Source organism: Alteromonas sp. ABM1_013, from assembly GCF_056160505.1.
On record NZ_JBSWXH010000004.1, the window covers coordinates 435,556 to 456,098 of the forward strand.

Below are 20,543 nucleotides of genomic sequence, written 5' to 3' on the forward strand. Positions count from 1 at the left end.
GATGCTACCGCCTTAGCCAGTTCGCTAGTAAGGTATGTATTCATGACGGCTAACTACGCGTTCACATACTGTCATTACAGACACTGGCTCATTTCTCACAGCGACGTCATGTTATGCGTTTAATTCCCAAAAGTGCATTTGGTCAAACCGTCATGCTTATTGGCGTGTTGTTGCTCATAAACCAAATTGTGTCCTACATCTCGGTCACCTATTACTTTATTCATCCTAGCTACCAGCAAATTAATAGCTTATTGGCCACACAAGTAAAGTCGGTACTGGCTAACGATTTACTGGTGACTAATCAAGAAACAAGGGACAGCTACTTTCAGCAAACGCAGGTTCAAGTATTTGATGAAAGCGTAGCGAGAGAGAACGGTCTAGAAAGCGCGGTTTATTACAGCTATATATCAACGCAGGTTAGTGAACAGCTAAGACAGCTTGCCGATGTACGCATTAGCACAACCTCACAAGCTAGCGACGAGAACGCGCCTTACATTGTATGGATATCGCTTAATCGCTACCCAGACACTTGGATTTCTATTCCCATTTCGGGGTTAAACGAAGCGAATATCTCCCCACTGACTATGTATTTAATGGTAATTGGGATATTGAGCGTAGCGGGTGGCTGGCTGTTTGTAAGGCGTATGACGCGGCCCTTATCAGCCTTACAAAAAGCAGCAATTGCCGTGGGTAAAGGTGAGCATCCTGCGCCGCTTCGCGAACAAGGCAGCACGGAAATGATCCAGGTTACTCGCGCTTTTAACCGTATGAATCAGGGCATAAAGCAGCTAGAGAACGACCGTAATATCATGACCGCAGGTATTTCTCACGACTTGCGCACGCCGCTTACTCGTATTCGCCTTGCATCAGAAATGCTGCCAGAAGATCAGGATTGGATAAAAGACGGCATTGTGAACGACATAGAGGACATGAACGCTATCATCGACCAGTTCATCGACTATGCACGTTACGACACCGAAGAAGTGACTCAAGAAACAGATTTAAACGCGATTATTGCAGAGCTGGTGCAAGCAAGGCACTTGGATGATAAACATCATATTGAATTAAAGCTTAACGCCATCCCGCCATTATCGCTGCGGCGTATTGCAATGAAGCGAGTCATCGATAACCTCATCGAAAATGCCTTCAAATACGGCTCTGATGAAATTGCCATTAGCAGTTTCTATAACCGTCACGAAAAGCGTGTGTACTGCAAAGTGCGTGATTTTGGCCCAGGCATACCTGAAGAAGAATTAAACAGTGTTTTCATGCCGTTTGCGCAAGGTGATAAAGCACGTAATTCGTCTGGCTCTGGTCTAGGGCTTGCCATTATACGAAGAATAGTAGAGGCTCACGACGGTGAAGTGTCGCTTAGAAACCACCCGCAGCAGGGACTGGTTGCCGAGTTTTACCTGCCATACCTATCTGAACTGCCAGAAAAGAAATAGCCCTGCGTTACACCGTTAATTTGTAGCGCTATGCATACCGGCTAGAAATATTTGTTCGCGCAAAGCCAGCTTTCTCTGCTTTCTTAGGCTTCTCAGCCTTCCCAGAGCGCTCAGCCTACGGGGTCTTTGTGGTGCTTTATCTTTCTGCTGTAACCATAAGAAGCTAGCCACAATACACAGCCCCCTAATGGAATCACCCAAAATGCCGTTGTAAGTGGTACAAAGTTAGCCCAAAGCCCGGTAGAAAAAGAAGCGACCTGCACCCCGGTAGAATTGCCGATAATCGCAATGCCAGAAAGCACAGGGCCGTTGTCGCTGTCGATATTCATTGCCGCAGACAGTGCAAGCGGGAATAGCCCACCTAGTCCTAAACCTAGCAATAAATTCCCCGCGCCTATGCCATAGAAAGTTGGCATCAGCTTAAGCGCAAAGACACCAGCAAGGGAAGCGGTAGCCATAAGCACTATCATGCGATGGAGTGACACAAAGCGAAGCAGAAATGGAAAGGTCAGGCGACTTATAACCATACCTGCGGTAAAGCATGCGAGTAGATTACGCGACTGTTCACCGCTAAAGCCTAAGCCGTTTTGCGCATAGCTCACAAACCAGTTAGCGTTACCAAACTCTACCGCGCCATAGCCAAATGTGAGTAAGGCTAGAAATATAAAAACGGGCTGTTTGATGATGGAACCAAATGCCAAGGTTTTCTTAGGCTGTTTTGGCTGACCTTTGAGAACTTTTGCCTGCGACCGCGCAGCGATATAGGTATAGCACGATAGAATGATCATCACGCCAGCCACCACTTGAATAGGCAATCGCCAGTTTTGTTCAATAAGATATAACAGTGTTACAAAAAACGACGCAGCAAACGTACCTAAGCTGAACATGAAGTCCATTAAGCCCATCATAGTAAAGCGCTTTTCAGCGTACATCCGCGCGATTAGTGTGTGTCCTATGGTAAAGATCGTTGAGCTTACCACCCCAATCAAAACAGCTAACACCAGAAACCATTGCCAAGATGACAGTACTGAGACTAAAAGCAGAAGCCCTGTATTCATACTAAACAGGGTCGCTAGTAGCGGCATGTACTCGAAGCGACTGGCGTATTTACCGCCAATTACCGCGCCCAACATCATGCCTACCGAAAACAGCGAGAACAAAGCACCACTAACGACCTCAGACATATTCAGGTCGGCGGCGATATCAGGTAGAAGTATCCCCCATAAAAGAAATAACTTACCAATTAAGAAAAAACCGGCAAAAATAACAATGGTCGCGGGAAGTCGGCTCATTTAGGCTCCACAGTTGATATCAGTTGGGAAACAGCGGATGTAGTTGTAAGGGCACAATCTAGGTAGCGCCCTTAACTTAGAAAGTGTGCCCCTGGGAAAACTGCCTAGTAAGACAGATCAGGGCCCTTTCTTATCTCATGAGCACAACTTACATTATCGCATGATCACAACTTCAACAGACTGCTGATAGTCGCAGTTAAATGCAAGCGAAAGCGTTTTCCCTTTTTCATCCCATGCAACTGGCACGCTATGGCCATCAATCAAAACACGCGAAGGTTTTTGACTAAAGCCGTGCACCACGTAGGTGATGTTGCGCTGCTTCGGCATACCAATATAGCTGCCGTCACTGCCAAGAGAAAGGGTTAACTCAGCGTTATCATCAACTGACGAGCGTAGCTGTAAACTAGTGTACAAACCTTTTTCAACAGACGCTGGATTTTTACCATCATCTTCGTAATAGGTGTAAGAAGATGAAGCGACAGAGCTGTCGTGCCAGTAATGTATCTCTAGCTGGCGAGCATTAAACTGCTCGGTACGATCAAGCCCTTTTGACATAGGCATAAAAGCGCCTGCTTTAACCCATACAGGGAAGTTTTCTTGGGTTAACGGGTAATCTACCGTTTGTCCGCCTTGGTATTTGGTGTTTGAGAAAAAGTCGAACCAAACGCCTTTTGGAAGAGCTGTCGACCATTGGGTCTGGTCAGGGCTAGTCACGGGTGACACCAACAGCGCGTCGCCCCATAAATAGCTGTCAGCGTTCTCAAACCAGTCGCTTTCACCGTACTCCATGGCCAAGGGGCGCATTAGCGGCGTGCCGTTCAGTGCATTTTCAAACGCCAATGAATAATTGTACGGCAGCATGTCGTAACGAAGCTGAATGAACTTGCGCGCAATAGACTTCACCGGGTCGGCATGGAAAACAGGCTCTGGGGCAATATTATCCTGTGCATGAGGCCTAAATACCGGTGAAAAGGTACCGAACTGAAGCCATCTTGTATAAAGCTCAGCATCAAAGGTTTCGCCTCCGGCAAACCCACCTAAATCAGAATGAGTATACGCCATACCAAAAACACTCATTTGAAGTGCTAATTCTACCTGTGGCTTAAGCCCGCCCCAACTTCGGCTTACGTCTCCGGTCCAAGGCACCATACCGTAGCGTTGGCTGCCCAAGAAGCCTGAACGCATGAGCACGAACGGGCGCGTGTTAGGTTGAAGCTCTGTTAAGTTGTTATATACGGTTTTGGCCCACTGGTGGCCATAACCATTATGAACTTCTGCGCCGCTTACTTTTTTCGACTGCCACATGTGCTGTATATCATCAGGGTGTACTTCAGGCTCGCCCAAGTCGCCCCACCAGCCGGCTACACCTTGCGCAGCAAGCTTTTCATAATACTGCCAAAACCAATCTTGACCCGCTTCACTGAATACATCAACTAGGCCGGTATTGCCAAAATAGAAATCGAAGGTATACGGCGTGCCATTATCATTTTGTGCAAGAGCATTATTGGCAACGGCGCTTTCCCATTGCTTTGACGTCGTAAGAATAAACGGTTCTGTTATAAGTACGGTTTTCACGTTTTGAGCGCGTAGCTCGCTAATCATTTTCTCAGGCTCAGGGAAAGTAGCAGTGTCCCAGCTTAAGTTCCCCATGTGCCCTTTTATGTCTTTACCAAACCAATAAAGGTCTAGTACCACAGCATCAACAGGAATATCTTGCGTGTTAAAGGCATGGACAACATCCATGACCTGCTGCTGCGACTTATAGCCAAAGCGAGAAGCAAAATTACCTAATAGCCAACGCGGTGGAAGCGGCTGTTTGCCCGTTACTGCTACAGTAGACGTGACCGTATCTTCTAGGTTTTCACCCAACACCATGATGTAGCTAGCACGCCCACCTTGCGCCTTAAATAGCAACTCGTCGCTGTTCGTTTTGCCAATATCTAGCTCGCCAGAAGCGGTGTTATCAAACAATATGCTATAATTTTTTGACGACATCACCGCCGACAAGCCAAAGTACATCTGATTTGAAGAGGTGGTGTAACCATAGTGTGCTTTGTTATATAGCGGCATGCTATGACCACGACGGTCCATACCCAATACCCGCTGGCCGCCACCATAGAGTTTTTCGTTTTTTTCTAACGCAAACGACAGGCTGACGCCGTTACTGGAAATACTTAGTCCGCCTTGCTCTTTCGCTACAATTTTGCCGTTTACGGAATAGCTGATAGCGTGCGTCGACTTATCAACATGCGCTGCAATATTGTTGAGTTTTAGGATTAGGGTTGTCGCAGTTTCAACTAGCTCCACATCATTAACGGTGTTTTTTGTTGCATCAGTCAACGCGTACTCGGGAAGCGCCATAGACGGTAGATTTGCGTAAGGCGTGCCATTATCATCAGTAAGATACGTTACTTGAAAGCTACTATCGTGCAACGCGCTTATCGTGAAGTCATTGGTATCCGTATCAATATTTAGCGTTGCTTTTTCAAGTGTCGCTGTTTGAACTTCGGCTACCGTATTTACCGAAAAAAATGCCAAACTAGCACATGCAAGTGCTATACGCTGTTTCCTGTCTATCATGCTCAAAACCTTATTTATGCTTCCTAGCGAAGCGCACTTAATTGACGAAGCTCGCTTAATTAAAGCCTACTTGTGTACTGTGAATGATAGCTAGTGCATTGCTCGACTTAAATAAACATACGTATTCATAATGTTAAATTTGTTAACAACAATAAAAAAGCCCGCAACACGGTGCGGGCAAAACATCAATCACGTTGAGTGTGATGAACGTTGGGAAGGGGCGAACCGAGTATTAGTTACCCGGCCCGGCTTTAACGATAGCGTCGCTAACGTCATATTTTTCAAAGTTCTGTTTAAAGTCGCTAACTAAGTTAGCGGCGTATTCGTTGTACTTCTCTTTGTCAGCCCACGTGTTTTGAGGCACAAGCAAATTGCTGTCTACACCGTCTATTGCCACTGGCACATCTAGGTTTAACGCGTCAATGTGCTGAGTTTCAACATCAGCCAAATTGCCCGATACAATCGCATCGATGATGGCGCGCGTAGTAGGGATATCGAAACGGCTACCTGTGCCGTAAGGACCGCCTGTCCAACCGGTATTAACTAAGTAAACCTTTGCACCAAACGCTTTAACACGCTTAATCAGAAGCTCTGCATACACGCCTGCTGGACGCGGGAAGAAAGGCGCACCAAAACAGGTTGAGAAGGTTGACTCGATATCGCTAGTAGAACCAATTTCAGTAGAGCCTACTTTCGCTGTGTAACCGCTTAGGAAGTGATACGCCGCAGCTTCTTCACTTAACACTGAAACAGGAGGCAATACGCCGCTCACGTCACAGGTCAAAAATACGACTGAGCGAGGTTCGCCGCCTCGGTTTTCAGCAACGCGCTTTTCAATGTGCGAAAGCGGATAGGCCGCACGTGAGTTTTGGGTTAACGATGTGTCGGTATAATCTGGCGTGCGCGTTTCATCAAGCACTACGTTTTCTAGGATGGTACCAAACTTGATAGCATTCCAAATTACTGGCTCGTTCTTTTGAGAAAGATCGATACACTTAGCGTAACAACCGCCTTCGATATTAAATACGCTACCTGGTGCCCAGCCGTGCTCGTCATCACCAATCAAGAAACGCTTAGGGTCAGCTGAGAGCGTAGTTTTACCAGTACCTGAAAGGCCAAAGAACAAGGTCACATCGCCTTCTTCACCCACATTGGCTGAGCAGTGCATAGGTAGTACATCTTTTGCTGGAAGCAGGAAGTTTTGCACTGAGAACATGGCTTTTTTCATCTCGCCCGCGTAACGCATGCCCGCAAGCAATACGCGTTTTTTCGCGAAGTTGATGATAACTGTGCCGTCACTGTTTGTGCCGTCACGCTCTGGCTCACAGGTGAAACCAGGTACGTTTAAGATTTGCCAAGGCTGGTCACCTTTCACATTCCACTGCTGTGGAATAATAAATAGATTACGAGCAAACACGTGCTGCCAAGCAGTTTGCGTTCTTACCTCAAGAGATAAAGCATGCTCGGGGTCTGAGCCTACTTGAAGGTGTGAAAGAAAGTGTTCTTGGGTAGAAAGATAAGCTTCTACTCTATCCCACAGTGCATCGAATTTGTCGGCGTCAAAAGGCTTATTAACTTTGCCCCAATCGATGTCGTTTTCGGTAGTTGGCTCTTTCACAATAAACCGGTCGTTTGGAGAACGACCGGTACGTTTGCCGGTTTCAACGACAAGCGCGCCGTTTTTGTCTAATACACCTTCTCCGCGCAATACGGCGCGTTCGATGAGCTCTGCATTTGGCAGGTCGATAAGTGGCGTTACTTTCAGTTCCGTTTGAATTGAGGCTGCTGCGGTCATGGCTGTTACCCTATATGTAATTTTTCAAAAGCACTTTCAAAAAAGTATCACCTCTTTGAGTGTAATGTAAACAAGGCCTTTAGAGCATTTATAAAACGCATACTCACTATTTAGAACATACTAATTTCATAAATATTGTAAATTAATTACAAGGAAAGCCTTTACCTTGGATATAAATGCAAAAATAGGGATAAGAAAACCTATATTGATCGATGAATTTCAAAATAAAAAATTAAATTTTTTTTGAAACAGCGAGTGAAAACTTTCACTGAAACAGAAATAAAAGGAAAGTGGGACTGTGGAGAAAAGTTAAACACTTACTGCTGGGTATTTTTTGACCACAAGTGAAGTGTTGAGCGAATGAATTGAGATATACTGCGAGGTGTTCTGAAATAAAAAAGCACCTTCGAAAGAAGGTGCTTTGATACAGAAGTAAACAAGTAGTTACTGATTAGAAGAAGGAGCGTCGAAGTTGCCGCTGTGAATAGCTTCAACGTCTATACTGTCAAAGCGGTATTCTGCATGGCAGTACTGACAGTTCATTTTGATCGCGCCTTCTTCAGCAATAATCGCGTGAAGTTCAGACTTCTCTACATGACGAAGCGCTTCTGCGCTGCGCTCTTTTGAGCAAGAACACGCAAACGATACGTCCTTAGCTGGGTACATTTCCACATCTTCTTGGTGATAAAGACGGTATAAAATGTCCTCAACTGGCAAAGAGAACATCTCTTCTTTGGTCAGTGTTTCGGTAATTTTTGAGATGTGAGCAAATTCATTGGCCTGCGACACGTCAGTTGCGCTTGCATCGGTAGGTAGTACTTGCAATAACACGCCCGACGCTTTCGCGTTTTTAGGGTCGCTCATGTCAGTCATTAGGTGCACGCTGGTTGCAAGCTGCTCTGACTGAGCAAAGTAGCCTTCAATACATTCAGCTAGAGAAGGCTTATCTAATGCAACTACGCCCTGATAACGTTCACCTTCATCTGGTGTAATCGTAATAACCAACACGGCCTGCGACAATAGCTCAGAAAAGGTATCTGGCAGCGTTTCCAGTGTTTCATCCCAGCGCGCCACACCGCGAAGCGTTTGCTCATGTGTGGCATTTAATACCGCGTAACTTACTGGCCCTTTACTTTGAATTTGCAGTGAAATTTCACCTTTAAACTTAAGGGTTGCCGTTAAAAGTGATGTCGCCGCAGCCATTTCACTTAGCAAAGTTTGAATTTGCACTGGGTATTCATAGCTGTGCACTATGTTTTTTAAACTTTCATCTAGGCGAACTAATTCGCCTCGAACGTTAGCTTGGGTGAATAGGAAGCGGTGTAATTTATCGAAATCGCTCATAAATGATCCTGTTGAGCAGCACACTATTGCTGCTTAAATTTAATAATCTGTCGTCGCTGCTTTTTATCAGGTCTATGATCTGGTTTAGGACTGTGAAACGCGCTCATTTTTCGTGCAGCTTGGTTTTCTTCACGTTTTGTTACACTTTCAGCCGTTTCTTCGAAAAGCGCCTGCGCTAAAGGTGCACTTAAACGCTTATCACTTAAGCCTAGCACCTTTATTTCACGAATATCCCATCCTGCGGGAACTTTAATCATGGCACCAAGCTCTACATGCTTACCAGGTTTGGCTCGTTGCCCGTTGTACTGGACCTTCCCCGACTGCACCATATCTCTAGCGATGGCGCGAGTCTTAAAGAACCTTGCAGCCCATAGCCACTTGTCCAGCCTAACATTTTGTGGTGTATTGTTACTTTCCGATTGGCTCATGTAATAATTTCGTAATGGTGCGGCTTTAGTGTTTGACCCTCACCTTTACTAGGCTATTATGGGTTTGCTAAAGCGCGGTTAACCAAAAATTCACTATATTATAATAAAGCAGTACCATTAGTGGCAGCATGACATTCAATAAACCCAATCCACAATCTCTGGTTGTTTATCTAAGCCAGCATCAAAAACAGCTACATACCATAGTAGTGGTTCTGCTTAGCCTGTATTTAATTGCATTTGCTGCCAAACTCGTGTGGCGAATTATACCTGAACCTCAACTATCTGCGACACCCACAGTAAGCCGAGCTCCGGTTATTTCATCGTCATCAGGCAAAAGTGGGGTCAACATAGCGAAAATACAACAGCTGAATTTATTTGGTAATGCGGCAGCTAAACCTGCTGAACCCGTTGCCGAAGTAACCGACGCCCCGGAAACGCGTTTGAATCTAACTTTAACGGGTGTAGTAGCAAGTTCGGAACAAGAAGCTGGTACTGCGATTATTGAAAATCGTGGAAGCCAAGCGGTGTATGGTTTAGGCGACAAAATCGAAGGCACCAATGCCACGTTGCAAAAGGTGTATAACGACCGCGTCATTATTAAAAACGGGGTAAGAAACGAAACCCTGATGCTAGACGGCATTGACTACGACGAAGCTAATCGTCGCCGTGAAATGCAGGCAAGAAATCGCCCTGAGCCAGAAGATGAATTAGAAGAAGATACCGTCGAGCTTAGCGATGAAGCATTAGAGGCAACTGCGGCACTTCGTGAACGGCCTGCTAGCTTTACAGATTTTATTTCGATATCGCCGAAAACTGAGGAAGGCCAACTTATAGGTTATCAAGTTAGTCCTGGGAAAGAGCCTGAGTTATTCAAATCGGCCGGGCTTCAGGCTGGCGATGTCATTACCCAAATTAACGGGCTAGACCTTACCGACTTGCAACAATCGCAAGAGGCTTTGTCTGAGCTACGCAATGCACAAAATATAGAATTAACGATTATTCGAGATGGCAGTTTAACCACGCTCTACTTAGATTTACCCGAGGCGTAACAACAACTAAAACGGTAACGGCTCGTTTTTTACTGGTAAGCGTTTTTGTAGAGGTCAGCACAGAAACTGTGCAAGCAATTCAGCCATCGACATGTTAGGAAATGAAGGAAGTTAGAATGAAAAGGCGCACTAGCCATAAACTATTATCTCGCTTGGGCACAGCTATGTGTACGGCGCTTCTGTGTTTCTCGGTGACTGCCGCTGAATACATGCCTAATTTCAAAGATACTGACATCAATGAATTCATTAATATTGTTGGCAAAAATCTTGAACGCACCATTATTGTCGACCCAAACGTGCGCGGCAAAATTAGCGTACGCAGTTACGACATGCTTAATGAAGATCAGTACTATCAATTTTTCCTAAATGTACTCCAAGTTTACGACTTTGCTGTTGTTGAAATGCCAAGCGGCATTTTAAAAGTTGTACGCTCTAAAGACGCAAAAACCTCTAATATTCCAGTAGTGGAAGGCGCGCAACAAGACGGCGATGAGTTTATTACCCGCGTAGTGCCTGTTTATAACGTACCAGTACGTGAGCTGGCTCCTATTTTACGTCAGCTAAATGACCAAGCAGGTGGCGGTAACGTAGTAAGCCACGATCCATCAAACGTTATGATGCTGACAGGGCGCGCTGCGGTAGTAAATCGTCTTGTGGAAATCATTGAACGCGTAGACCGCGCGGGTGACGAAGAAGTAGAAATTGTTAAGCTTCGCTACGCGTCAGCCTCTGAGATGGTACGTATTATTGAAAGTATCAACAAATCACAAGGCAAAGCGAATACTGGAGCTAAATCTGAACCTCGCGTTGTAGCAGACGATAGAACGAACTCTGTGATCGTAAGTGGCGACGTTAAAGCACGTCAGCGTCTTATTAACCTTATTCAGCGCATGGACCAAGAACTTGAGTCCAATGGCAACACTCGCGTATTGTTCCTAAACTACGCAAAAGCAGAAGATTTAGTTAAGGTACTTCAAGGCGTATCGGCCAGTATTCAAGCAGAAGAGCAAGGCAGCGGCACCACGTCACGCCGAGCGAGTTCAAACCGCGAAATCAGCATTGACGCACATGAAGACTCTAACGCTATCGTAATCACCGCAGAGCCGGATATGATGCGCTCGCTTGAGGAAGTGGTGCGACAGCTAGATATTCGCCGTGCGCAGGTACAAGTTGAAGCTATTATCGTAGAAGTGTTTGAAGGCGATGGCACAACGCTAGGTGTACAATGGGTTTCAGAACAAGGTGGCGGCACGCAATTTAGCAACGGTGTAGTTCCTGTAGGTTCATTAGCCGTAGCCCTTAAGCAAGCAGAAGATGATACAGACACCGAAGCCTATGTTACCGACGACGGTGAAGTGGTAACTGTGACTACCACCGATGAAGGCGACTATACTTCACTAGCCAGCCTTTTAGGTGGTGCTAATGGATTGATTGCCGGTGTTATCGAAAATGGCTGGGGCGCTGTTGTCCAAGCGGTAAGCACTGACACCAATTCTAATATTCTTGCCACACCTCACCTTACCACTATGGACAATGAAGAAGCCTTTTTCATTGTAGGTCAGGAAGTACCGATTATTACCGGTACTACAACGGGCGCGAACAACTCTAACCCGTTCCAAACGGTCGACCGTCAAGAAGTGGGTATCAAACTTAAAGTGACACCGCAGATCAACGAAGGCGACGCTGTTCAGCTACTTATTGAACAAGAAGTGTCGAGTGTAAGCGGCGCTACCTCGGTAGATATCTCGATTAACAAGCGTGAAATTAAAACCACAGTAATCGTTGATGATGGCGGCACTATCGTACTAGGTGGATTGATTGATGAAGACGTACAGGAAAGTGTGTCTAAAGTGCCACTTTTAGGCGACATCCCTATTCTTGGTCACCTTTTCAAAACTACGTCGACCAGCAAGCGTAAGCGTAATCTAATGGTATTTTTGAAACCTACGATTGTTCGTGATGGCGCTACTATGAACTCAATCAGTCATCGTAAATACAACTATATTCGAGCGCTACAGCTTAAGCGTCAGCAAGAGGGTGTGTCTTTAATGCCATCGGCTGAAACGCCGAGCATGCCTGAGTGGAACGATGCACTAGCCCTACCACCTTCATTTGAAGAGTATCTTTCAGAGAAAGAGAAGCAGAAAGAAGGTAACGAGTAGTATGGCGGATGAACAACTTACTCAAGCACTAGAGGCGCAAGAAGAAGCCCTAGAAGCCATGGGTGAAGAGGCCGGTTTACCTGAAGAAGAGGCTGGCCCCAAGCAGTTATCGTTTAGTTTTGCAAAGCGCAACCAGGTGCTGCTTGAAACCAACGAAACGCCAGCTGTTCTGTATTTTACAGAAAATACGCCATTTGACGTATTTGCCGAAGTTAGGCGGTTTTATGGGGAACCGTTTGTACCTAAAACTATCCCTGCTGACGAGTTTGAAAACCTATTAACGAGTGCGTTTCAGCGCGATAGTTCTGCAGCTAAACAGCTAATGGAAGACCTTGGCAATGAAAGCGACTTGTTCGCCCTTGCCGAAGACTTGCCTGACACTGAAGATCTATTAGACAGTGAAGATGATGCGCCTATCATCAAGCTTATCAACGCTATGTTAGGCGAAGCGATAAAAGAAGGTGCGTCGGATATTCACATAGAAACCTTTGAGAATCAGCTTGTTGTTCGCTTTCGCGTAGACGGTGTATTGCGGGAAATTTTGCGTCCTAATCGCAAACTTTCATCCATGTTGGTTTCGCGTATCAAGGTAATGGCGAAATTAGACATTGCTGAGAAACGCGTACCTCAAGATGGTCGTATTACGCTTCGCATTGCCGGTCGCGCTGTGGATGTTCGTGTTTCTACCATGCCATCGAGTCATGGCGAGCGTGTGGTGCTACGTCTACTTGATAAGAACAATGCGCGCTTAAATCTAGAAGATTTAGGTATGACGCTTCAAAACCGAAACCATTTTTCGTCCCTTATCAGAAAGCCTCACGGCATTATTTTGGTTACCGGCCCAACAGGTTCTGGTAAAAGTACCACGCTGTACGCCGGGTTAACTGAAATAAACTCGCGAGACAGAAACATATTAACGGTTGAAGATCCTATCGAGTTTGATCTGCCAGGTATCGGACAAACACAGGTTAACCCCCGTGTAGACATGACTTTTGCTAGAGGCCTTCGCGCTATTTTGCGTCAAGATCCTGATGTAGTCATGGTGGGTGAGATTCGCGATATCGAAACCGCACAAATTGCCGTTCAAGCCAGTTTAACTGGTCACTTGGTACTGTCTACACTACATACCAATACTGCAGCAGGTGCCATTACTCGTCTAGAAGACATGGGTATTGAGCCATTTTTGCTGTCGTCGAGCTTATTGGCCGTATTGTCACAGCGACTGGTACGTACCCTGTGCTCAGATTGTAAAAAGCCCCATACGCCAGACGCTTCTGAGCTTGAAGTACTAGGGCAGAGCGCAACGAGCGACACCACTATCTATAAGCCGCACGGCTGCGCAGCGTGTAATCAAACTGGTTACCGTGGCCGTACCGGCATTCACGAGCTGTTATTAGTTGATGAAAAAGTGCGTGAAATGATGCACGAAGGTGTGGGCGAACAAGCTATTGAACGTTATATCAGAACCTCGACCCCAAGCATCCGTGAAGACGGCTGCAGCAAGGTGCTAGCTGGAGAAACTTCTCTTGAAGAAGTGCTTCGAGTAACGAGGGAAGACTAAATGGCGGCATTCGCTTATAAAGCGGTTAATGCCCGCGGTAAAAATACAAATGGGGTGCTTGAAGGCGATAACGCACGTCAGGTACGCCAACAGCTGCGTGAAAAAGGTTTAATTCCGTTAGAAGTAGAGCAAGTTGCAGAGCGGTCTCAAAGCGAAGGCAAAGGGCTTTCTTTTTCACTGTTTAAACCACGTATTTCAGCATCGGATTTAGCGCTTCTTACACGCCAAATGGCAACACTTGTAGAATCAGCACTTCCTGTTGAAGAAGCACTACTTGCCGTCGCCGAACAGTGTGAAAAACCCCGCCAGAAGAACATGATGATGGCGGTACGCAGTAAAGTGGTAGAAGGTCACGGTCTTGCAGACGCGCTTGCACAATTTCCTAGTGTGTTTGACGAACTATACCGCGCAATGGTTGCAGCTGGTGAAAAATCCGGTCACCTTGATACCGTGCTTAACCGACTGGCCGATTACACAGAGCGCAGGCAGCAAACCCGCAGCCAAATTACTCAGGCGATGATTTACCCATCGTTAATGCTGTTCTTTGCAATGGGTATCGTATTACTGCTGTTAACCGTAGTGGTGCCAAAAATTGTTGGCCAGTTTGACCATATGGGGCAAGACCTGCCGGGCATAACACAGTTTCTTATTTCCGTAAGTACATGGCTTCAGAACTACGGTTTATTTATGCTAATTGGCATAGGCGTACTTATCGTTATTATTCAGCGAGTGCTACAGCAAAAACACATGAAGCTGCGCTATCACAGAGCACTTTTAACCCTGCCTTTAATAGGCAAAGTTTCTAGAGGCTTAAATACCGCCCGATTTGCTCGTACCTTAAGTATATTGAGTGCCAGCGCAGTGCCGCTACTCGAAGCTATGCGGATTTCAGGCGATGTACTGGAAAACCAGCATATTAAAAATCAAGTAGCCGATGCGGCAGTCAACGTTAAAGAAGGCTCCAGCTTGCGCGCCGCGCTAGATAACACGAAAATGTTTCCACCAATGATGATGCACATGATTGCATCAGGTGAAAAGTCTGGCGAGCTACAGCAAATGCTGGCTCGCGCAGCAGATAATCAAGATAGGGAATTCGAAGCGCTTATTGGTGTCTCACTTAAGGTATTTGAACCCTTACTTATTGTATCGATGGCAGGCATTGTCCTGTTTATCGTTATGGCAATATTGCAACCAATTTTAGCATTGAACAACATGGTGAATATTTAATGAAAACACTTAATCGCAGTTCTGGTTTCAGTTTGATTGAAGTCATGGTCGTACTTCTAATCATCGGTATTATGGCCTCGATGGTTGCACCACAAATTTTGGGTAATCAAGAGGAAGCACAGCTTAAAAAGGCCGCGGTAGACATTCAGCAAATGGAAAGTGCGCTGGAAATGTACAAGTTGCGTAACAACCGCTTCCCAACCACTGAGCAAGGTCTTGATGCGCTAGTGACAGCGCCGACTATCGACCCAATCCCGCGCAACTACCCAGAAGGCGGCTTTATTAAGCGCCTACCTGAAGACCCATGGGGCAACCCGTATGCGCTAATTAGCCCAGGAGAGCTTGGTGTAGTAGATATCTTCTCTAATGGGCCAGACGGTGAACCGGGTACTGATGATGACATCGGTAACTGGAACATCAACGAATACTTAAACTAACCTATATGCGCTACCGCGGCAGTACATCGGCTTATAAAGCAGGCTTTACCTTATTAGAAGTCATGCTGGTACTGCTGCTTATGGGCTTGGCGGCGGGTTACGTTATGTTTAACGCCTTCGGCGCAAGTAAGTCAGACCTATTAAAAACCCAAGCCCAACGCCTGCAGGTGATCATTGATATGGCCAGCGACTTCGCGGTGTTAAATCAACAACAGCTGGGCGTGCGGTTTGAAGCTGACAAAAACGAATACTACTTCGTTTACCTAGACGACGATGATGAGTGGCAGCGTATTGAAGGGGAAAAAACCTACGAGCCCTACACGTTACCCGAACCTTTTACCTTCACCTTAAATTTAGACGACCTTCCGTGGGACGTTGAAGATAGACTCTTTGACAGAGAATTGTTCGACGAAAACCTAAGTGTTTCTGACGAAGGCGTAGAAATAGGTAACGAAGAAGAGAAAAAGCTGCCTCCGCCTCAAGTGCTGATTATGTCTAGCGGCGAAATTACACCTTTTACCCTATCGTTTAATTATGAGGGCGATGACGGCGACGACCCTGTCTATTACAGCTTACAAAACCAAGACTTACCGCCTTTAGTGCTTGAAGGTCCCCTGGAGCGTCCATTATGAACGCGACCACTATGAAAGCACCTTGTATGAGAACAAACTGGGTAAATTCGCCTAGCAAGAGCATGTCGTGTAACACCCCCCATAACCAACGTGGTTTAACCCTACTTGAAGTTATGGTGGCACTGCTTATTTTCGCACTAACAGGCACCGCCGTGCTTAAAGCCGCTGGCGAGCACTTATCTAGCGTTGGCCAAATAGAGTCTGTCACTTTTGCCAATTGGGTAGCAAGCAATCGCCTTAACCAGCTTCAGCTTGATACCACCTGGCCACCAAAAAATAATTTAAAAGGCACCATGGAGATGGCTGACCGCACTTGGTACTGGCAACAAACTGTTGCGAAGACCAACGATAACGACTTGCGTGCAGTTACCGTTTCGGTAGGCGAAGACGAAAACTACGAAAGTTCAGTGACATCGGTTACCACGTTTGTGGCTAAGCCAACGGCGGGGAACTAGTATGCAGCGCGGATTTACGCTTATAGAAATACTGATTGCCATGGCCATATTTACCCTTATCGGGCTGGCGTCAACGAGCTTGCTTACCACAGTTATCGACAGCAATGATATTTCTGAAGAGCGCTTTGCTAAGCTCCAATTGCTACAGAGGGCCATGATCACTATTGAACGTGATCTTCAACAGGCAGTACCTCGCGCTTCTCGTGTAAACGGAGAAAAGCAAGATGTAGTAATGGCAGGTGGAGAAACCGACGACAGCGATGATGATGGCATTGGTTTTGTGCGGGGCGGATGGCACAATCCTCAGTTAATGCTACCAAGAAGTACCCTACAGTTTGTTGCCTATAGACTTCAAGAGAACAGGCTTGAGCGTCTTTACAGTAATTACGTGGATAATGTTATTGGCTACGAGCCCAAAGTACGAGTGCTGCTAGAAGACGTAGAAAGTTTAAAAATTGAGTTTCTCGCCACCTCGAACAGCAGTTCGTTAGATGATGACGAGGATATCTCGTGGAGTGAAAGCTACAAAGGCGCGGCGCTACCGCGGGCAGTGGCGATAGAATTTGTAAGTAAAGACTTTGGCAAAATTCGAAGGGAATTCACCTTAACCACGGGTGAATCGTCATAATGCCAAGCACAGGAAGACGCCTTTTAAAAAACCATACGCGCGCTACGGTTGCGACATGTAAGCGCCAACCGTCTAGCCCACCAGCTAACCAAAAGGGTGTGGCGTTAATGATTGTGCTTATGATTGTGGCACTAGTGGCCGTGCTAGCTACAGAAATGGGCACGCGATTACAGCTACAAGTGCAGCGCACCATGAATTTAAAAGATAATAATCAGGCTTATTGGTACGCCATGGGCGCCGAAGCTTTTGCACGCAAGTCAATTCAGTCGCTGATAGAGGAAAGCCCAGATACTATTTCTATTGACCAACCTTGGGCACAAGAATTTAGCTATCCATTAGAAAACGGTGGCTTAACGGCTAATTTGGAAGACCTTCAAGCTTGCTTTAATCTTAACGCAATAGCGTCGGGTAGTGCCTCGAATAACGCAAATAGTGCGTCAAGCAATACCACCGAAGCTATGGAAGCCTTTCATACCATGCTGCTATCGCTAAACGTTGACGGGCTAGACAACTTTACCGCCGATACACTGCGCGACAGCTTAGCAGACTGGGTTGATGAAGATGACAGCATGCGCCCTTATGGCGCAGAAGACAGCGAGTATGAGTCAAGAGAGTTTCCATATCTTGCAGCCAACGGACCACTGGCATCGAAAAGTGAATTGCGTATTATTAACGGCGTATCACCAGCGTGGCTAGACGATTTAATGCCTTTGGTTTGCGTGATCCCAGATTACAGTGAATTGAAAATAAACGTTAATACGTTAGATGAGGAAGATGCACCACTACTAGCAGGCCTAACGGGGCTTGATATTCAGCAAGCGACGAGTTTACTCAGCAGCCGTCCGCAAAACGGCTGGGACGAAATCAATGATTTTTTAAGCGAGCCCTCTGTTCAAGCGCTTAATTTAACAAGCTCTCGACAAGATTGGTTTACGGTTAAAACTGAATATTTTATGTTGCATACAAAAACACAATACAACAAAGCAACCTTTAAGCTTTCCACCGTGTTTCATGCAAGCGCCGACAGTGGCGTTAGCATTGTGAATCGCGAGTTTGGGGGAACCTATTAATGGAACAATTATTGGTGCGTTTAGGCGCCAACTATACAGACCCGATAAGCTGGCTCGTTTATTCAAAATCTGAAGACGAGATCATTGCTTCTGGCGAACTACCTAGTGCAGAAGACTTATCTACGCTCACTGAGCGCGCTGGTCAGCGAAGCGTTATCGCTCTAGCACCAAGCAGTGAGATTCTGCTTAAATGGGTAGAGCTACCGCCTAAAGCTGGGCGTAAAATTATCTCTGCAATTCCATTTATGCTGGAAGACGAATTGGCTACCGACATTAGCCAGCAGTTCTTTGCTATTGGCCCTAAGCGCGGCGACAACCAAGCTGTCGCTGTGGTTAGCCATGAAAAAATGGAGCAGTGGCAAGCTTGGCTAAGCGAAGCAGAGTTATTCTGCGACACTATTATTCCTGATGTACTCGCTGTTCCAGTAACCGAAAACGGCTGGTCGGTACTGACCTTAGGTGAGCAGCTACTGGTTCGCCAAGACGAGTTTAAAGGGGTTCAAGGTGAACAAACTTGGTTGCTTCCTACATTAGTGCATTTTACTGCGCAGCAAGAAGCGCCCGTGACCATTACGAACTACGCTGGTATCGATTTAGGCAGTTTACCGAATATTGAAGAAGCGCAGGCCCCACTTGAGTTGCCCATGCAAGTATTGGCTAAAGAAGCCATGCAAAGCAGCTTTAACTTGTGCCAGGGCGATTACAAGATTAAACGTAAGCGCGCCGGTGTGCTAAGTCAGTGGCGTGTAGCCGCTGTACTCGCTGTACTTGCACTGTGTACCAGCTTAGTAGATAAAGGCGTTACTCTTTATCAGCTAAAGTCGCAAAACCAAGCACTTAGCAGTGAAATAAATAGCGCGGTTAAAGCCGGTTTCCCAAATATTGGTACCTATCGCAACGTGCGTTTAAAGCTACAAAGCGAGCTTGCCAAGTTAGAGCAGGGTGGTGGGGATGCTTCCATGCTTATTATGTTAGATCAGCTTGCACCGGCTTTTTCAGCCACCGAAGTTAAGCCGCAAACATTGCGCTTTGATGCTACCCGCACGGAAATTCGTATTCAGGCGCAGGGCAAAAACTTCGAAGCCTTGGAACAGTTTAAACGCAGCGCTGAAAACGCGGGCTTTGTGGTTGAACAGGGGGCGATTAATAATCGTGATAATGGCGTTGTGGGTACAGTTTCAGTAAGGAGTACGTTGTGAACGCGCTTTTAGAAAAATACAAAGCTCTCACTGAACGGGAACAAAAATTAGTGCTAATTTCTGCAGTGATGGTAGTGATAGCACTGTTTTATTTTGCAGTTTGGTCGCCACTTAATGCTGCGCTAGACAAACAAAAGCAATTACTTGATAACCAGCAATCGCTTTTAGTTTGGGTAAAAGACAGCGGTGCACGCGCTCAGCAGTTACGTCGTAGCACGGGCAACAAAAGGGCGTTTTCGGGGTCGTTACCGCAAGCGGTGAACCGAACCACTGCCCAACATGATATTGCTATTTCCCGTATGCAGCCTCAAGGTGATGAACTGCAGGTGTGGGTAGACCAAGCGCCATTTAATGCGGTTCTAGAATGGCTTAAAGCCATGGAAAACATGGGCGTAGTTATTCTACAAGCCGATATAGCTGAAGCAGATGCGCCGGGCTATATCAAAATTCGCCGACTACAGTTAGGTAAAGCATGAAGTCGAAAGTTAGTTGGATCATAGGCGGAATTCTTGCCTTCCTATTGTTTGCTATTGCTTATATGCCCGCAGTGCAGGTTATTGGTCGTGTAACACTGCCGAATAATGTCTCGGTAAGCGGAGTAAGTGGCACTTTATTTTCTGGTAAAGCACAGACCCTAGTGGTTAACGGCTTGCCTGTTAATAACCTGAAGTGGGAACTTAGCCCACTTCATTTGTTATTGGGTAAAGTTAAGCTAGATCTTAAAGCCGGTAATATTCGAGATAAAAACGACATCGCGTTTGAAGGGCCTGTTACTACAGGGCTTTTCAGCCAAGATACAATCAATACCGAAAACTTTACGCTGTATCTGCCTGTAGATAGAGTACTTGCACAAGTTCGCCTACCCTTACCGGTAAATGCAGGCGGACGCTTTAAAGTCTCGTTAAATGATCTAACCTTTGGTCCAGCGTGTGAGTCGCTAGATGGTACAGGAGACTGGTTAAACGCGACGGTTGCGGGAACTCAAGGACCCATTGATTTCGGTACTTACTCAGCTAATCTTCGTTGCGAAGGGAAAGACATTGGCATCATGGTAAGCGAGCCTAACTTGTTAAGCCTATCTATGGACGCGGTTATACCTACCAACATGAAAAATATCCGCGTTAGCGGTAAATTTAAACCCGACGATAGCTTGCCCAACGAAGTACACCAAGCGGCTCGCTTGTTTGGTGCGCCTAATAGCAGTGGGTATATCCCAATAAAGCTTTAACGTACTAA

Annotated in this window: 18 protein-coding genes; 13 read left to right on the forward strand and 5 right to left on the reverse strand. The window is 46.1% G+C overall.

What is annotated here, in order from left to right:
• Positions 1–113: 113 nt before the first annotated feature.
• Entirely contained in the window at positions 114–1,448 is a 1,335-nt protein-coding gene (gene envZ, locus ACXAGK_RS13825) for a two-component system sensor histidine kinase EnvZ (protein ID WP_474856676.1), read from the forward strand.
• A gap of 110 nt (positions 1,449–1,558) precedes the next feature.
• Here the strand turns inward: envZ and ACXAGK_RS13830 are convergent, their stop codons facing one another.
• The 5 genes from ACXAGK_RS13830 to hslR all read right to left on the reverse strand — a co-directional run bounded on the left by ACXAGK_RS13830 (position 1,559) and on the right by hslR (position 8,887).
• On the reverse strand, positions 1,559–2,740 hold the full coding sequence (locus ACXAGK_RS13830; RefSeq protein WP_474856677.1) for an MFS transporter: 1,182 nt from the start codon (positions 2,738–2,740) through the stop codon (positions 1,559–1,561).
• A 153-nt stretch (positions 2,741–2,893) separates the two neighbouring features.
• A complete protein-coding gene (locus ACXAGK_RS13835) occupies positions 2,894–5,320 on the reverse strand; it encodes a TIM-barrel domain-containing protein (RefSeq protein ID WP_474856678.1) in 2,427 nt (808 codons plus the stop codon).
• Between the two features lie 232 nt (positions 5,321–5,552).
• Positions 5,553–7,115 (reverse strand): phosphoenolpyruvate carboxykinase, encoded by a 1,563-nt coding sequence (locus tag ACXAGK_RS13840; protein WP_474856679.1) that lies wholly within the window; start codon positions 7,113–7,115, stop codon positions 5,553–5,555.
• A 444-nt stretch (positions 7,116–7,559) separates the two neighbouring features.
• Positions 7,560–8,459, reverse strand: coding sequence for an Hsp33 family molecular chaperone HslO (gene hslO, locus ACXAGK_RS13845; protein WP_474856680.1), 900 nt, complete (start codon positions 8,457–8,459; stop codon positions 7,560–7,562).
• A gap of 23 nt (positions 8,460–8,482) precedes the next feature.
• Entirely contained in the window at positions 8,483–8,887 is a 405-nt protein-coding gene (gene hslR, locus ACXAGK_RS13850; RefSeq protein ID WP_179984995.1) for a ribosome-associated heat shock protein Hsp15, read from the reverse strand.
• A 128-nt stretch (positions 8,888–9,015) separates the two neighbouring features.
• On the opposite strand from hslR, the gene gspC reads away from it, so the two are divergent.
• The 12 genes from gspC to ACXAGK_RS13910 all read left to right on the forward strand — a co-directional run bounded on the left by gspC (position 9,016) and on the right by ACXAGK_RS13910 (position 20,535).
• Complete coding sequence (gspC, locus tag ACXAGK_RS13855; RefSeq protein ID WP_474856681.1) at positions 9,016–9,936, forward strand: type II secretion system protein GspC; 921 nt, start codon at positions 9,016–9,018, stop codon at positions 9,934–9,936.
• 116 nt (positions 9,937–10,052) lie between these two features.
• Positions 10,053–12,098, forward strand: a complete 2,046-nt coding sequence (gene gspD / locus ACXAGK_RS13860; protein WP_179984997.1) for a type II secretion system secretin GspD — start codon at positions 10,053–10,055, stop codon at positions 12,096–12,098.
• Position 12,099: 1 nt separating this feature from the next.
• Entirely contained in the window at positions 12,100–13,659 is a 1,560-nt protein-coding gene (gspE, locus tag ACXAGK_RS13865) for a type II secretion system ATPase GspE (RefSeq protein WP_474829101.1), read from the forward strand.
• Positions 13,660–14,886, forward strand: a complete 1,227-nt coding sequence (gene gspF / locus ACXAGK_RS13870; protein WP_474829099.1) for a type II secretion system inner membrane protein GspF — start codon at positions 13,660–13,662, stop codon at positions 14,884–14,886.
• Positions 14,886–15,323, forward strand: a complete 438-nt coding sequence (gspG, locus tag ACXAGK_RS13875) for a type II secretion system major pseudopilin GspG (RefSeq protein ID WP_012520130.1) — start codon at positions 14,886–14,888, stop codon at positions 15,321–15,323. The genes gspF and gspG overlap by 1 nt, the downstream gene beginning before the upstream one ends.
• Positions 15,324–15,328: 5 nt before the next feature.
• Positions 15,329–15,955, forward strand: a complete 627-nt coding sequence (gene gspH / locus ACXAGK_RS13880; RefSeq protein ID WP_269917930.1) for a type II secretion system minor pseudopilin GspH — start codon at positions 15,329–15,331, stop codon at positions 15,953–15,955.
• A 26-nt stretch (positions 15,956–15,981) separates the two neighbouring features.
• A complete protein-coding gene (gene gspI, locus ACXAGK_RS13885; protein WP_474856682.1) occupies positions 15,982–16,410 on the forward strand; it encodes a type II secretion system minor pseudopilin GspI in 429 nt (142 codons plus the stop codon).
• Between the two features lies 1 nt (position 16,411).
• A complete protein-coding gene (gene gspJ / locus ACXAGK_RS13890) occupies positions 16,412–17,038 on the forward strand; it encodes a type II secretion system minor pseudopilin GspJ (RefSeq protein ID WP_474856683.1) in 627 nt (208 codons plus the stop codon).
• Positions 17,038–18,108, forward strand: a complete 1,071-nt coding sequence (gene gspK / locus ACXAGK_RS13895; protein WP_474856684.1) for a type II secretion system minor pseudopilin GspK — start codon at positions 17,038–17,040, stop codon at positions 18,106–18,108. Before gspJ ends, gspK begins: the two co-directional genes overlap by 1 nt.
• Positions 18,108–19,307: a type II secretion system protein GspL gene (gene gspL, locus ACXAGK_RS13900; protein WP_474856685.1), complete on the forward strand. Its 1,200-nt coding sequence runs from the start codon at positions 18,108–18,110 to the stop codon at positions 19,305–19,307. The genes gspK and gspL overlap by 1 nt, the downstream gene beginning before the upstream one ends.
• A complete protein-coding gene (gene gspM / locus ACXAGK_RS13905) occupies positions 19,304–19,783 on the forward strand; it encodes a type II secretion system protein GspM (protein WP_179985004.1) in 480 nt (159 codons plus the stop codon). The genes gspL and gspM overlap by 4 nt, the downstream gene beginning before the upstream one ends.
• Positions 19,780–20,535 (forward strand): type II secretion system protein N, encoded by a 756-nt coding sequence (locus ACXAGK_RS13910; RefSeq protein ID WP_474856686.1) that lies wholly within the window; start codon positions 19,780–19,782, stop codon positions 20,533–20,535. The genes gspM and ACXAGK_RS13910 overlap by 4 nt, the downstream gene beginning before the upstream one ends.
• Positions 20,536–20,543 lie beyond the last annotated feature (8 nt).